Below are 14,228 nucleotides of genomic sequence, written 5' to 3' on the forward strand. Positions count from 1 at the left end.
CTATCACTTCGTTATTTTAGCGTGCGTTTCACCAAAAACATCTTTCAACAAATCATCCTTGGTTAATGCGCCGTGGCTGGCCAACCATTTTTTTTCTAATCGCGGCATGACGGCGGAAAAATCCTTCGCCGTGAAACCCCGCGCCAATAATTCATCGCCCGCCTTGGCCAGGGGAAATACCGGTTGGGGCATGGTTGATAATTCCCGATATTGCGCCGAGGTTATTTTATCGGCCAATAATTGGCAGAGTAAAAATAGGTGATAGGCGTCGCCGCCGTGATAATAATGAAAGGCAAAACCATCGAGTGTTTTATCCGCTGACCGATAGGTTGCCAGCAATTGGTTGACCTCCCTCGGCCAGGCAAAGGATGAGAAATTTTTTTGTATGTTGGTTACGTTGTTTTCTATATCCTCTAACATCAAGGCATAAAATGCCGCGCGGCGGTGGCTGGGCCAGGCGTCGATAAGTTGCGCGGTATTTTTTTCGCTGTCGGGCAAAATGTCGGAAGTTATTTTTTTTATCAACGACATATCGGGCGAAATATTAAGCACTTGCCAAATATCATCAGCCTGCATCATTGTTATTATGGCGGGCGATTTACGCGATGATAAAATTTTTAGCAATTCCATGCCGACGCGCTCGCGCGATATTTTTGCCAAACCGGCGCGTTGTTGCATGATAATTTTTCGGCCGTCATGGTTAAAGGCCGCATCGGGCAGGGTGGCCAAAAATCGATAATAACGCAGGATGCGTAAATAATCCTCAGCAATTCTTTTTTCGGCGGAACCAATGAAACGCAATGTCAGGGGCGAAAAATCACCGATGATATTCAGCGGGTCGCTGACCACGCCAGCGGCGTCGGCATAAAGGGCGTTGATGGTGAAATCGCGCCGCGCCGCGTCCTCCGGCCAATCGCCGCCAAACGCAACCGTGGCGTGGCGGCCGTCGGTCGTAACATCACGGCGCAGGCAGGCAACCTCCACCATGATACCCTGGGTTATAATACGAATGATGCCGTGGGCGAAACCATCCAACACCAATCGCCAATCGGCAAATTGTTCGGCGTGTTTTTTTAATTCATCGGGCGTTGTTTTAATCGCCAGGTCGTAATGTTGCGCTGTAAGTTGTTGCATCGATTGTTCGCCGGTTACGTTGGCTTGCGGCGTGGCGGGGGTCGACGTTGCCAGCCGCGCCAATAATTGGTCGCGCACCGCACCGCCGACAACGCGCACCGGTGCCAATTTATTCAGCGACAACATTATCGCCCGAACGGGTGGCGGGATAGCTATGGTTATGTTGGGGGCGGCTTCGGGGGAATGCTTCATAAAAACAATCGAACAATATTCTATCGCTTTGAATGGTTATTTATTATTTTTTTCTATTTGGCCATTTGGGTTGAGCGGTTGTTTGTTTGCCAACCGGTTTACCGGTTCGCACCACGCCCAATTATGCCAATTTACGCCAAGCGGTTTTACGGGTTGGCGGGCGTGGTTGGCACGGTTGCCGGCACGGCGGGGGCGTTGTCGCCATTGGTTGGTGTTCCAGCGGCGGGCGCATTGCCATCGGTTGGGGTATCGCTGGTGCTGACTGGCGCGATGGTTAATTTTGGCATCAATTTGTCTATATTAAGGCTGACGTTTTGCAGGTTATTATTGTTGTCGGCATAACGATAGGCCTGGTCATTTAACATAAACAAAATATTGTTGGCGGCCGGCGTGGTCAGGGATAGGTTATTTTGGTTGGGCAGGGTGATGGTTTTGCCCTTTGCGATTTGCGCCTCGAGCAAGATTTTCCCCTGGTCATCGGTGACGCGCACCCAGACGTCGTTGTTGGCGCGTAACGCTAGGTGTGGCGTCGTCGCGCCGTTGGTGGCGTCGCCCGCGTGGTTTTTTTGGCCAATCGCCAGAAAAAGATAATAGCCGCCGAACAATAAACCAGCGACCACCAGCACCGATATTGGTTTAAGCAGGTCGGTCAGGTGGGTCGGGTTGTAATTGGCTTTTTTCTTTACGTAACCGCTACCCTTGCGCAGGTTAAAGGTCGGCGGCGTGGTGATATCGTTAAGTTGCAACAGACGTTTGATGGCGACCTCGTCCTGAAAATGCTCGGCGAGGTAAGATAAATAAATATCCTCATGCACGTCAAGCAAATCGGCATATTGGTTGATAAAGCCGCGGATAAAATAATGGTTGGGCAGGAGGTAATAACGTCCATCCTCCAACGCGTCGACGAATGATTCGCGAAATTTTAATTCGCGGGTAATATCGGTATGTTCCAACCCTAATTCCTTGCGGCGTTTTTTTAAAATCAAACCAAACTGCGCGGGCGACAGGGCGGCGTATTTTTTTTGATTGGGGGTAAGGATGGATGACACCGTGGTCCCCTCGGCCGCTAAGGTTTTGCTCAATACACCGGTCGGCGTTTTGCCCGACGGGCTGATAAGCGTGGTTTTGGCGGTGGTGGTTATTTTGCTGGCAATTTTTTTACCAACCGCGGCGACATTACGATCGCTTAATCGTTCATACCAACGAATTTTTTTATCGGCTGGGTGCTGTCCATCATCGTTGTCGGCTCTGCCCAAGGTGTCGACAAATTTCTTCTTCTTCATAATTTTTTTTTAGCACTTTATCATGGTTACCACAAGCAGGATGATAATTGCGGCCAAGCTTGAGGTGATGGTTATTGCTCATTTAACAATCTGCTCATCAAGCTTAAAAAATTGGGGAAGGAGGTTGCAATCGACCGGTCATCGTCGATGGTTATAGCCTCCTGACAAACCAAACCGAGGATATAAAAACTCATGGCGATGCGATGGTCAAGGTTGGTGGCGATGACATTGCCGCCGCGGATGTTTTTCTGGCCGGTGATTTCCAACCAATCGTCGCCGGTTTTCACCGCAACGCCGGCACCGGAAAGGCCGGTGGCGATAGCCGCCAGGCGGTTTGATTCCTTGACCCGCAATTCCTCTAACCCTTGGAACAATGAAACACCGGTGGCGCAGGCGGCGGCGATGCTTAAGATAGGGTATTCGTCAATCATGCGTGGCGCGCGGTCGGGTGGGGTGGTGATGCCCTGCAACGCCGCCGATTTAACGCGAATTGTGCCGGTCGGTTCGCCACCAGCGGCGAAGCCGTCGTAATCGATGGTTATAGCCGCGCCCATTTCTAACAGGGTTTCGATAATGCCGTCGCGCGTTGGGTTAAGACCGACATTTTCAATCGTCAGGTCGCTGTCAGGCAAAATAGAGGCCGCCACCAACAAAAACGCAACCGAGCTTATGTCGCGCGGCACATTAATATTCTTGCCGGTTATTTTTTCCAAAACCGCGGTGCCGCCGCCGATGGTAACACCGCGAAGATTATCCTTGATGGTTTCGCGCAATGGCACGCCGAATAACGCGAGCATGCGCTCGGTATGGTCGCGGCTGATGTTATGCTCCCACACCGTGGTGTCGCCCATCGCCGATAAACCCGCCAACAAAATGGCCGATTTAATCTGCGCCGAGGCAACTGGCAGGGTGTAATCAAGCGGGATAAGCGGCGGGCGACCACGAAACGATAGGGGTAAAAAATTGGGCAAGGCATTGTCACTGCCCGTAAATTCAACCCCCATGTTGCTCAAGGGGCCGATGACGCGCTTCATCGGTCGCTTGCTCAGCGATTCATCGCCGAACATGCTGACATGGTGGCCGGTGCCCGATAGCATGCCCATCAACAACCGTGCGCTGGTGCCGCTGTTGCCCATGTCCAATGGTTCTTTGGGTTGGCGCAGGGCCAGGAACCCCGGGCTTTCGACAAGGTAATCATCGCCGTCTTTTTTGACCATGACCCCCATTGCCGCCATGGTTTTTTGCGTGCGCTGGGTGTCCTCGCTTTCCAATAAACCGGTGATGCGACTGGTGCCGCGCGCCATGCCGGCGAACATCAGGGCGCGGTGCGAAATTGATTTATCACCCATCGACGCGGCCTTATCATTTTTACCTAGGGTGCCGCGCAGGCCATTTTTTTCCCCGTTTGCATCCCGTTGACTTATAAGTTTCATGTTTTAAGCTATAGTTGCGAAAATTTCTTTTGACAAATTGTTTTTGGCGTGATAGTTGAACAATATGTTTGCAACTGGCGAAATTGGCGAAAAATTTACTTGCCCACATTGTTCAACCCCCGAGGAAAAGGTGAAGTTTTACAATCTGGGTAAGGAGGGCGACCCGGTGTGCCCGAAATGCGGCGCGATGCATAACCCGTTGGAATCGCTCCATTTGAAAAGTTATTACCAAGGCATGGAAGAAGAAAACATGGATGGTATGGAAGAAGGTAGCGAAGAAATGGTTGATGATGCCGCGGTGGTGTTGGAAGATACCAGCGAATTGGGCGGGGAAGAGGTTTTGCCAGACGCCACCCCCGAAAATCCGGACGGCGAGCAATAGCAATCGCCGCGCAAGCAATAGCTTTTGCGCTCGATTGAATTTTATATTTATTAATAGCGGGATACAGCATTTGGTTGCATAAGGTTATTGCGCAACATCGGCGCGATGGCTTATAAGTGGTTATGGATTTTGCGAAACCAATCAATCTATCAATAAATTATTGGCTGGCCCGCGGCAGTTTTTACGCCTGGGTGGGTTTTTTATGCCTGTTATTGGCGGTTGGTTTTTTTACCATCCTTCACCATGGCGGTGATACAATGGCGGGGCTGTTGACCGGCCCAATAAAAAGCCCGGGTTTTTTTACCGCCATGATTTATTCGTTGCGAGTCGCGGTGATAACATTTGCTTTGGCCTTTGGCTTGGCGGGGTTGTTGACCATGACCATGCCGACCAATAAATGGGCGATGATTATTTGCCGCGGTTTTTGTTTTTTTTGGCTGGGGGTGCCGCCCTTGACATTGCTGGTGGGGATGGATGGATTCTATAACATGGCACAGCATCTATGGCCGGCGAATGTGCCATTTTTGTCCCTGCTTAACCCCTTTCCCAACCCAAATGGTGCGCATCAGGTTATTGCCCTGGTGCAAAAGGAAACCCCATTCCTGTTGCTGGTTATGCTTAACGCCTATGATAATATCAATGGTAATTATCGGCGGTTTGCGTCATCGCTCGGGTTGGGTGGCGTGGCGCGGTTTTTAAAAATCGATTTTCCATTATTGTGGCCGAAAATAAAATGGCCATGTTTATTAAGCCTGTTGTTTGCTTTTAATAATGTCGAGGCCGGCATTTTTATGGGGCCGAACGCGCCGCCATCTTTCCCCCTGTTATTGCTCAACAGCATGCAAACCGCATCGGCCTTGCAAAATAATGAACTTCATGGCTTTGCCATTTGGTTGTTGTTGGCCAACGGTGGGTTGGTGGCGATTTTTTTGTTATTGGCCAGCATCTGCGCCAACTTAAAAAAATGGTGGATGGGGCTGTCCCTGCCCATCGCAAGTTTGAATAGGATTTATTACATGGGGTTTGGTTTGACCTTCGCCGGCTTGGCGGCGCATGGTGGGTTGTTATTGCTGTCGGTGGTTGGCTTGGCGATGGAAGCCTGGCGGCGCGGCGCGGGTTTTTTTTCGGGCGAGGCGCATGTCTTGGCGACGGGTTTTTTTAATAGTTTTCTGTTGGGCGCAATATCTAGTATTGTCGCGGTGTTTGTTTTTTTATGGTGGCGGTTTAACAATGCCATGGCGATGGTTATGTCGCCGGTTACTGCGCCGCGCAATTTTTTGGCCAGAAAAATTCGCCCGATTAACGCCAATTATATTTTATTGTTGCCGTTGTTTTTGCCGGATATTATTTTATCATTGCATGGCAATATGTTGTCATTTTTATTGGGCGGCGGGTTGGTTGTAAAATTAGGCCTGTTGTTGTTGATTCATGTTGGCTTGGGGTTGGGGCTGGCGATGCTCCTGCTCGACGCGCCCTATGGCAAGATACCGCAAAACATGCTCCGCCATGGGCGGGCAATTGGCCTGACGTCTTGGCGGGTTTTTTTTCGTATTGTCCTGCCATTATTGTGGCGGCCATTGTTGTTTGCCATCGCTTTAAGTTTCGCGGTCAGCCTGTCGCTTTACACGCCAAACCTTATGCTGGCGGCTGGGCATGACACCATGACGACGTTGTTGGTGGCCTATGAATTTTCGGGGGATAACGCATTGTTGGCGATGGTTTCCCTATGGTTATTAATCTTGCCGATGGCGGGTTATGGCATCGCCTATGGTCTTTCGACGATTTATGATAGGGGGAAATGATGTTGCAACTTATCGATTATCAATTATTATTGGCGGGCAAAAAATTGCTGGGTTTTAAAAACCTGTCGGTTGGCCACGCGGGGGGCAGGGGCAACGCCGATATTCTTACCCTGATGGGCCGGTCGGGGGTTGGCAAAACCTCTTTCCTCCTCGATATTGCCGGGTTGCTGACGGCGGGTGGTTCTGCAGAAGATTCGTTTGTCAGTCGGGGAAAGATTCTGCTCGATGGTAGCAACTTACGCGGCGTGCCCAGCCATCAACGGCGCGTTGCCTATATGGCGCAACAGCCGGTGGTTTTTCCCTTTTTGTCGGTGGCAGAAAACCTGTCGCTGGCTATTCCCAAAAAATACGACAAAAAAACCCGCGTGAAAAAAATTGCCTGGGCATTGCAACAATGCCAGATGGTTGGGTTTGAAAAACGAAACACAACGACATTATCGGGGGGGGAGGTCGCCCGCCTGTCGCTGATGATGCTTATCCTTGCCGAGCCAAAATTGTTGCTGTTGGATGAGCCATTTTCCGCGCTTCATAAAACATTACGCGGCGCGATGAAAAAATTTGTGGTCGATATAGTTAGCAAGCAAAAAATCCCGATGATAATGGTGACCCACCAGCGCGAGGACGCGTTGGGCAAGATTATTCTGCTAAAGGAATAAACCACGATGGATAAAAAAAATTCACCTGTTATTTCGGTTGTCATGCCGGTTTTCAACGGCGCGCGGTTTTTGCCGGCGGCGATTGATAGTATTCTCAACCAAACATTTGGCGATATCGAATTGCTGATTGACACCACGGGGTCGACGGATGGCGCGACCGAGGTAGCCGATGATTACGCACAAGGCGACAAACGAATCCGCCACGAAAAAAACGGCGCGTCGCGCTTCATGCCACAAAAATTGAATCACCTCATAACTATCGCAAGTGGCCAATATATCGCGCGGATGGACGGCGATGATATTTCCCTGGCCGAGCGGTTTGCCAAACAATTGGCCTATTTCGAACAACACCCCGATGTCGCGGTGCTGGGCACGAACATGATGCGGGTGGACGAGGCGGGCAATCTCCAGCATGGGTTTCGTTGCATGCAAAACCACGATGAAATTGTTGCCAACACCATCAACGGCATATCGGGCATGGCGCACCCGACGGTGATGATGCGCGCCGACGCGTTAAAAAAAATAGCTGGTTACCGCACACAATTTGTTAGCGCGGAGGATTTGGATTTATGGTTACGTCTGATTCGCGCTGGTTATCGTTTTGCCAATTTGGCGGAGGTATTGTTTCATTATCGTTCGCACGGCACGCAAGCCACCAAAGAATTATGGCGCGACATGTCGTTGCTGACCGTTTTGTTAAAATTGAATCACCGCGAGGTCAGCGCGGGCATGCCCGATATTTTTGATAACCTGCGCCCCGAGGATATAACCATAGCCATGGTCAAGCAATATTGCCATGCGCCGGAGGAAATCATCAATAATTATTCCAGCATATTATTCGGTCTGTTGTCGCAAACCGCCCACAAAAAAAATAATGATTTGTTGCGGGAAACGGCCTTTTGTATCGAGCAGATGATAAATGCCGCCGCCAATATCTTACCCAATGACAATGTAAAAAAACAGGTGGTGGATTTTCTGGCCAAGCTGCAATGCGAGGTCGGCCAATTATCGCCGCCATTTTATCACTTGTTTTATCAGGTTTATGTCGCCTTTCCCGTCGTCAGCAAGACAATCGTCACGCCGGTCAAAGAAAGGATTTTACAACTGATGACCGATGTTGGTATGAAAAATGAAATGGAAAACCTGCAAACAACATGGCGGGGTTAAGCGATTATCAACATGACAAAAAAAATTCTTATCGTCGGCGCGGGGGTTTCGGGAGCGACCGTGGCACGGTTGTTGGCAAACAAAAATGGCGGTGATAAATTATTTGATATCACCGTTATCGACAAACGCCACCATGTCGCCGGCAATTGCCACACCGAAATGTCGCACGGCATTATGGACCATGTTTATGGCCCGCATATTTTTCACACCGACCAAATGCGGGTGTTTGAATTTGTAAAACAATTTTCTACATTTTATGATTATCGCCACACGGTCAAGGCCATGCACGACGGGGTTTATTCCTTGCCGATTAACCTGCTGACGATATGCCAAGTTTATGGCAAGGAGCTATCGCCGCGCGCCGCGATGGATTTAATCGCCAGCGAACGGGAAGCAATCAAGGAGCCAAAAAATTTTGAGGAGCAAGCCCTGAGCATGGTGGGCATGAGGCTTTATGAAAAGTTTTTTAAACATTACACCGAACGGCAATGGGGCGTGGCGGCGACCGAAATTCCGGCCTATATTTTAAAACGCCTGCCCCTGCGGTTTAATTTTGACGACCGGTATTTTAACCACCCGGTGCAGGTTATGCCGGTCGATGGTTACACCCCGATGGTCGAAAAAATGCTCGACGCGTCGGGGGTGCAGGTAAAATTGCAAACCGATTTTGATAAAAAAATGATAGCCCATTACGACCATGTTTTTTACACTGGCAAGTTGGATGAATTTTATGACTTCACCCACGGCGATTTGCCATATCGCACCATGGTGTTTGAAAAAGAATTTTTTAAAGACACCGATTTCCAAGGTTGCGCCGTGATGAACAATTGCTCGCCGCGTGGCGACCACACCCGCGTTACCGAATATAAACATTTTTCTCCCGATAAAATTATCGCCGACACGATTATCGCGCGGGAATATAGCAAAACCGGCAAGCGCCACGACATTCCCTACTACCCGGTCAATTTGGTTTCGGGCAATAAAATGCTCGAGCAATATCAGGCCATGGCCAAGCGGGAGGAGAAGGTTATTTTCCTTGGCCGATTGGGCAGTTTTCAATATCTTGATATGGATAAGGCCATATTGGCGGCGATGGAATGCGCCGAAAATTTTTTGCAACATTAGGAATAGGCTTTGAGGTGGTTGTATGAAAATCGCGGTGGAAATCTCGGGGCATTTGCGCACATTTGAATTTTGCGCGCCATTGTTGCGGCGTTATTTGCTCGACCGTTACGATTGCGATGTTTTTATTCACACCTGGGATAAAACCGAACATCAAAACCGCTCATGGCATGGCAACATGGGCATGGGCGATGGCCAAGCCCCGCAGGCGGTTGATGACACCATGGGGCAAAAGATTATGGCCATGTATCAGCCGAAGGCCATCACCATCGACAGCGAGGAAGCCCTGCCAAAAATTGATGGGTTTCTTATCCCGCCGCGACCGCAAGAATTGGGGGGTGATGGTTTTGGTGGTTTCACCCTTCAGGCGGTGTGGAACACCCTTTATACCGAAAGCCAGGCGCACAGCATCATGCGCCAATACCAGGCCGAACATGGCACCCATTACGATTTTATCATCCGCACGCGGCCAGATATCGGCTTGCTCGAACCATTTGTCATCGAACCTTACCTGCCATTTTTTAAGATGTGCGACGACACCGCGATGTTTTTTCCGTCGTGGATATATGTGCGCACCGCTTTTGATAGCCTGCATAGCAAGGATTACGAACGTTTTTTACCCGGTTCGATGGATGTTTTTTATCTCACCACGCCGGGCGCAATGGATAAATTAATGTCGATTATGGACCCCGCCAATTTTCAGGCGATGTTTATCGATACCCCTGCCTGTTTCCCGACACCCGATTGGCAAACCCGTTGGAGCGTTGAATTGTTGTTTTTGTGGTATGCGCAACGGCTGGGAATCATCCACCATTTTGGCAAAATCAACCGCATTATAAAACGCAACCGCAACGCGGACGATACGTTGGTGGTGCATAAGGACAGGGTTGAAAATTCGCGCGAACATTTGGTAATGAAATAGCGGGAACAACTAAAACCCCAACATAACCATGGCGCGCATCAATATCTTGACCATTCACCAACCGGCCGTGGCGTGTTTTTTGCGCCAGGCACCGGTGCACACCATGGCCGATGATAAAATGGCGGCCATGTGGAAGGGGTTGCGGTTTGTATTTAACCAAAAGGTCGAGCAGAGCGACATCGTAGTGGTCTATGATTACCCGCCGCAGAATATAAAAATCGAGGTTGCATCGCGCCGCCAGGTGGTGTTGTTGGTGACCGAGGCTTTCGACCGCTACCCGCCAGAATTTGTTAAACAATTTGGCATGGTGGTGTCGCAACATCCCAAACCGGCTGATTATGATGGCACGTGGGTTCACCACCATGGTTGTTTGGAATGGTGGTATGGCGTGCGCCGCGACCATAACCCGGGGCAGGGGCAAGGCCAGAGTCAAGGCCAGAGTCAAGGCCAGGGTCAAGGCCAGGGCGGGGGTGACGTCAAAGCCCAACCGACCCTCGATTGGCAAGGCTTGGCCTATTCCCCGACCAAAACCAATAATCGGGTGTCGATTATTACCTCGACCAAAAACATGCCGCAGATTCCCGGCCACGCGGTGCGCAATCGATTTGTTGATGGTTTGGCGGCGAGCGATTTGCCACTCGATATTTTTGGCCAGGGTCGCCGCCCATTGCAAGACAAATTGGATGGTTTGTTTCATTACCCTTATCACATTGCGCTGGAAAATAGCTTTATCGATGATTATTGGACCGAAAAATTGGCCGATGGTTTGTTGGCCGAATGTTTTATTTTTTACGCCGGTTGCCGCAACATCGAAAAATATTTTGATAAAAAATCGATAGTCATGCTTGACATAAATGACCCGGCCGGCGCGATTGCGCTAATTAAAAAAACCATGGCCGACAACCAATGGCAAAATCAACAGGCAACGATTAAGACCAACAAGCAAAAATTAATGTTGGAGGAAAATATCTATCCCGCCCTATTGCGGTTGTTTGTTGCCAATGGGCTGTTGCAGGTAACCCAAACCGCCGCCGCGTGATGGTGAGGGCGCAAATTGCGCAACCTTGACTTTGGGGCGCAAAGGGATTATTATCAGGCCATGCAACCGATTATCTCCATCACCGACCGTGCCGCCGGGCGTATTAAATACCTGGTGTCGCACCCCGAGGTCATCGCCGCCAGCGCGACCAAAAAAACCGCGGTGCCGGAAAAAATTTCGGCGGTGCGGATAAGCCTGGCCAATCGCGGTTGTTCGGGCAAATCATACGAGGTCGAATATGCCGACGCGCCAAAACAGCATGAGGAAATTATCGAGGACAAGGGGGTCAAAATTTACATCGACCCGGCCGCCACCATGTTTTTAATCGGCACCGAAATGGATTGGGTCGAGGATAAATTTTCCGCCAGTTTTCAATTCAAAAACCCCAATGAAAAAGCCCGTTGTGGTTGCGGCGAGAGCTTCATGGTGTAGCACCGCACCGATAGGGCGCGGCATATTATTGAAACGGGCATTCACGCCACTAGACATTGCCGATGGCAATATGTAAAGCTTTTGGTTATGAATCAAAAAATCGGCGATAAAAATGTAAAAAAAATTGTGCTGGCCTATTCGGGCGGGCTGGATACCTCGGTCATTTTAAAATGGTTGATGGAAAATTATCGGGCGGAGGTCGCGACCTTCACCGCCGATTTGGGGCAAGACAACAATGGTTCTATCGGTGGCGATGGCGGCGATGAGTTAGCTTTGGCCTCGGCTAAGGCAAAAACCCTCGGCGTGAAAGAAATATTTGTCGAGGATCTGCGTGAAGAATTCGTGCGTGATTATGTCATGCCGATGATGCGCGCCAATGCCCTGTATGAAGGGCGCTACCTGCTGGGCACCTCCATCGCGCGGCCGTTGATTGCCAAAAAACAAATCGATATTGCCAAAAAAATTGGTGCCGATGCCGTAGCGCACGGCGCAACGGGCAAGGGCAACGACCAGGTGCGTTTTGAATTGGGCTATTACGCCCTGCACCCCGATATTACGGTCATTGCCCCGTGGCGCGAATGGAATTTGAACAGCCGCGCCGAGTTAATTAGCTATGCCGAACAACACCAAATCCCCATCACCAAGGATAAAAGGGGCGAGGCACCATTTTCGCAGGATGCCAACCTGTTGCATATTTCGTCGGAGGGAAAAATTTTGGAAGATCCCAATGTTGCCGCGCCGTCGATAGTTTATTCGCGCACCGCCGCGCCAGAGGATGCACCCGATAAGCCGGAAGATATCACCATCGATTTTGTCGCCGGTGACCCGGTGGCGGTTAATGGCAAAAAATTATCGCCGGCAAGTTTGCTAGCCGAATTGAATCGCCTCGGCGGCAAGCATGGGGTGGGGCGACTCGACATGGTGGAAAATCGTTTCGTTGGCATGAAATCGCGCGGCGTTTACGAAACACCGGGTGGCACCATATGGCTTCACGCCCATCGCGAAATTGAATCCTTGACGCTTGACCGCGAGGCCGCCCATTTGAAGGACAGCATCATGCCAAAATACGCCGAGTTGATTTATTATGGTTTTTGGTTTGCCCCCGAGCGCGAGATGTTGCAGGCCCTTATCGATACCTCGCAAGCCCTGGTCGCCGGGCGGGTCGCCCTTCGCCTTTACAAGGGGAACATCATCACCCTGGGGCGCGAATCGGCCAATAGTTTATATCGCGCTAACCAGGTGACGTTTGACGGGCGTGGCGATTATAACCAAGCCGACGCCAAGGGTTTTATTGCGCTACAGGCCTTGCGCTTAAAAAATTTGGCGCGGCGCAATAATCAATAATCGAATAATTACCGCGTAACCGCACCAAGCATGACCTATAGTATTTTGTTTTTATTGTCTTTTTTGGCGAGTTGCGGCGGTGGCTGGTGGTTGATAAAAAACGCAGAATCCTTGGGGTTGTTAAAATACCCAAAGGGGCGCGACGCCCACGAACGGCCGATAGCCACCAGCGGCGGTATTTTTATCATGATGCCGATTATCGCCGCGGCGATGTATTTGCAATTGGCTTGGTGGTTGCCCTTTGGCTTGATGGTTTTTACAATCATGGGATTTTTGGATGATAAATACGACATTTCCTTTTTAAAAAAATTCATTATTCAGGCCGGGTTTGTTTTTTTTGTTTTGTATTTTTATATGCCCTTGCCACCGCCGCGCGGGGTTTTTTCCTTTTTACAATATGTTTTTCCCGACCAACATTGGCCGATTACCAATTTTATATTGTGGATGGTGTTTTCGGTTGGCTTCATCAATTTTTTTAACTTCATGGATGGCAGTGACGGCCATGCTACCTTAGGGGCGTTTGTTATGTTGCTTGGCGCGTGGTTGTTTGCCGATGGTGATAGTTTTTTACATCAAACAAATCAGCAATATTTTTTGTTGGCAATTGCCGCTAGCTTGATTGGTTTTTTTTGGTGGAATCGGCCGCGGGCGCGTATTTTTATGGGGGATACAGGCTCGCTCCCCTTGGGGTTTTTATTGGTGGCGATGATGTGGCAATCGGCCCATGGCAATGCAAAAACGGGCGAGGTGCATGTGGGCGATGCCCGCGCCCTGGGCCTGTGGCTGATATTGGGGGCAATATTTTTTACCGACTCGATTGTGACGATTATCACCCTTGCCCTGCGGCGGCAAAAATTTTGGTTGGCGCATAATGTTTTTGGTTTCCAAAAAATTTTACGCAAGTATGATAATAATCATTGGGCGATATTGTTGTATCATGGCGGTTACAGCTTGCTGTGGCTTTACCCGGCGGCCTACCTATGGCAACGTTATCCAGCCTTTTCTTACCTGTGGTTTTTATTTGCCTACGCGCCAATTTTTTGCGCCACCCTATGGTTGCGGGTTGGTTTTGCCGATAACCCGGACGAGGTTGGTCATAAAAAATTTCGCGCTCATAAAAAAATCACCAACCGGATAAAACAGGACAAGGACAAAAAAATAGCAACAGGCCGATAAAAACCTTGAAATCGGTTGAGAAATTGGGCATAGGGGAAACATATCCGTTTGGCATTATTTTTGTGGCTAGGTAGCTCAGTCGGTAGAGCAGAGGACTGAAAATCCTTGTGTCGGGGGTTCAATTCCCTCCCTAGCCACCATTTT

The 14,228-nt window shown here is 49.9% G+C and carries 13 protein-coding genes and 1 tRNA gene; 11 read left to right on the top strand and 3 right to left on the bottom strand.

What is annotated here, in order from left to right:
- Positions 1–3: 3 nt before the first annotated feature.
- From QM529_06295 to aroA, 3 genes are all read right to left on the bottom strand, one after another.
- A complete protein-coding gene (locus tag QM529_06295) occupies positions 4–1,326 on the bottom strand; it encodes a hypothetical protein (protein MDI9314265.1) in 1,323 nt (440 codons plus the stop codon).
- Between the two features lie 146 nt (positions 1,327–1,472).
- Positions 1,473–2,609 carry a DUF4115 domain-containing protein gene (locus tag QM529_06300; GenBank protein ID MDI9314266.1) on the bottom strand — a complete coding sequence of 379 codons (1,137 nt, stop codon included), beginning with the start codon at positions 2,607–2,609 and terminating at the stop codon, positions 1,473–1,475.
- Between the two features lie 71 nt (positions 2,610–2,680).
- Positions 2,681–4,042, bottom strand: a complete 1,362-nt coding sequence (aroA, locus tag QM529_06305) for a 3-phosphoshikimate 1-carboxyvinyltransferase (GenBank protein MDI9314267.1) — start codon at positions 4,040–4,042, stop codon at positions 2,681–2,683.
- A 64-nt stretch (positions 4,043–4,106) separates the two neighbouring features.
- Between aroA and QM529_06310 the strand changes: the two genes are divergently transcribed.
- From QM529_06310 to QM529_06360, 11 genes are all read left to right on the top strand, one after another.
- Entirely contained in the window at positions 4,107–4,424 is a 318-nt protein-coding gene (locus QM529_06310) for an FYDLN acid domain-containing protein (protein ID MDI9314268.1), read from the top strand.
- Between the two features lie 122 nt (positions 4,425–4,546).
- Complete coding sequence (locus QM529_06315) at positions 4,547–6,226, top strand: hypothetical protein (GenBank protein MDI9314269.1); 1,680 nt, start codon at positions 4,547–4,549, stop codon at positions 6,224–6,226.
- A complete protein-coding gene (locus QM529_06320; protein ID MDI9314270.1) occupies positions 6,223–6,882 on the top strand; it encodes an ATP-binding cassette domain-containing protein in 660 nt (219 codons plus the stop codon). The genes QM529_06315 and QM529_06320 overlap by 4 nt, the downstream gene beginning before the upstream one ends.
- A 6-nt stretch (positions 6,883–6,888) precedes the next feature.
- A complete protein-coding gene (locus QM529_06325) occupies positions 6,889–8,049 on the top strand; it encodes a glycosyltransferase (protein ID MDI9314271.1) in 1,161 nt (386 codons plus the stop codon).
- Positions 8,050–8,061: 12 nt separating this feature from the next.
- Complete coding sequence (locus QM529_06330; GenBank protein MDI9314272.1) at positions 8,062–9,174, top strand: UDP-galactopyranose mutase; 1,113 nt, start codon at positions 8,062–8,064, stop codon at positions 9,172–9,174.
- A 22-nt stretch (positions 9,175–9,196) separates the two neighbouring features.
- Complete coding sequence (locus tag QM529_06335; protein ID MDI9314273.1) at positions 9,197–10,093, top strand: hypothetical protein; 897 nt, start codon at positions 9,197–9,199, stop codon at positions 10,091–10,093.
- Positions 10,094–10,121: 28 nt separating this feature from the next.
- Positions 10,122–11,132, top strand: coding sequence for a glycosyltransferase family 10 (locus tag QM529_06340; protein MDI9314274.1), 1,011 nt, complete (start codon positions 10,122–10,124; stop codon positions 11,130–11,132).
- 60 nt (positions 11,133–11,192) lie between these two features.
- The gene (locus QM529_06345) at positions 11,193–11,564 is read left to right on the top strand and encodes an iron-sulfur cluster assembly accessory protein (GenBank protein MDI9314275.1); all 372 of its coding nucleotides are present in this window, start codon (positions 11,193–11,195) and stop codon (positions 11,562–11,564) included.
- An 87-nt stretch (positions 11,565–11,651) separates the two neighbouring features.
- Positions 11,652–12,908, top strand: coding sequence for an argininosuccinate synthase (locus tag QM529_06350; GenBank protein MDI9314276.1), 1,257 nt, complete (start codon positions 11,652–11,654; stop codon positions 12,906–12,908).
- A 30-nt stretch (positions 12,909–12,938) separates the two neighbouring features.
- Positions 12,939–14,084: a hypothetical protein gene (locus QM529_06355; GenBank protein MDI9314277.1), complete on the top strand. Its 1,146-nt coding sequence runs from the start codon at positions 12,939–12,941 to the stop codon at positions 14,082–14,084.
- A 64-nt stretch (positions 14,085–14,148) separates the two neighbouring features.
- Positions 14,149–14,224 (top strand) — tRNA-Phe (locus QM529_06360).
- Positions 14,225–14,228: the final 4 nt, after the last annotated feature.

The sequence above is a fragment of the Hydrotalea sp. genome, assembly GCA_030054115.1.
Lineage (GTDB): Bacteria > Pseudomonadota > Alphaproteobacteria > JASGCL01 > JASGCL01 > JASGCL01.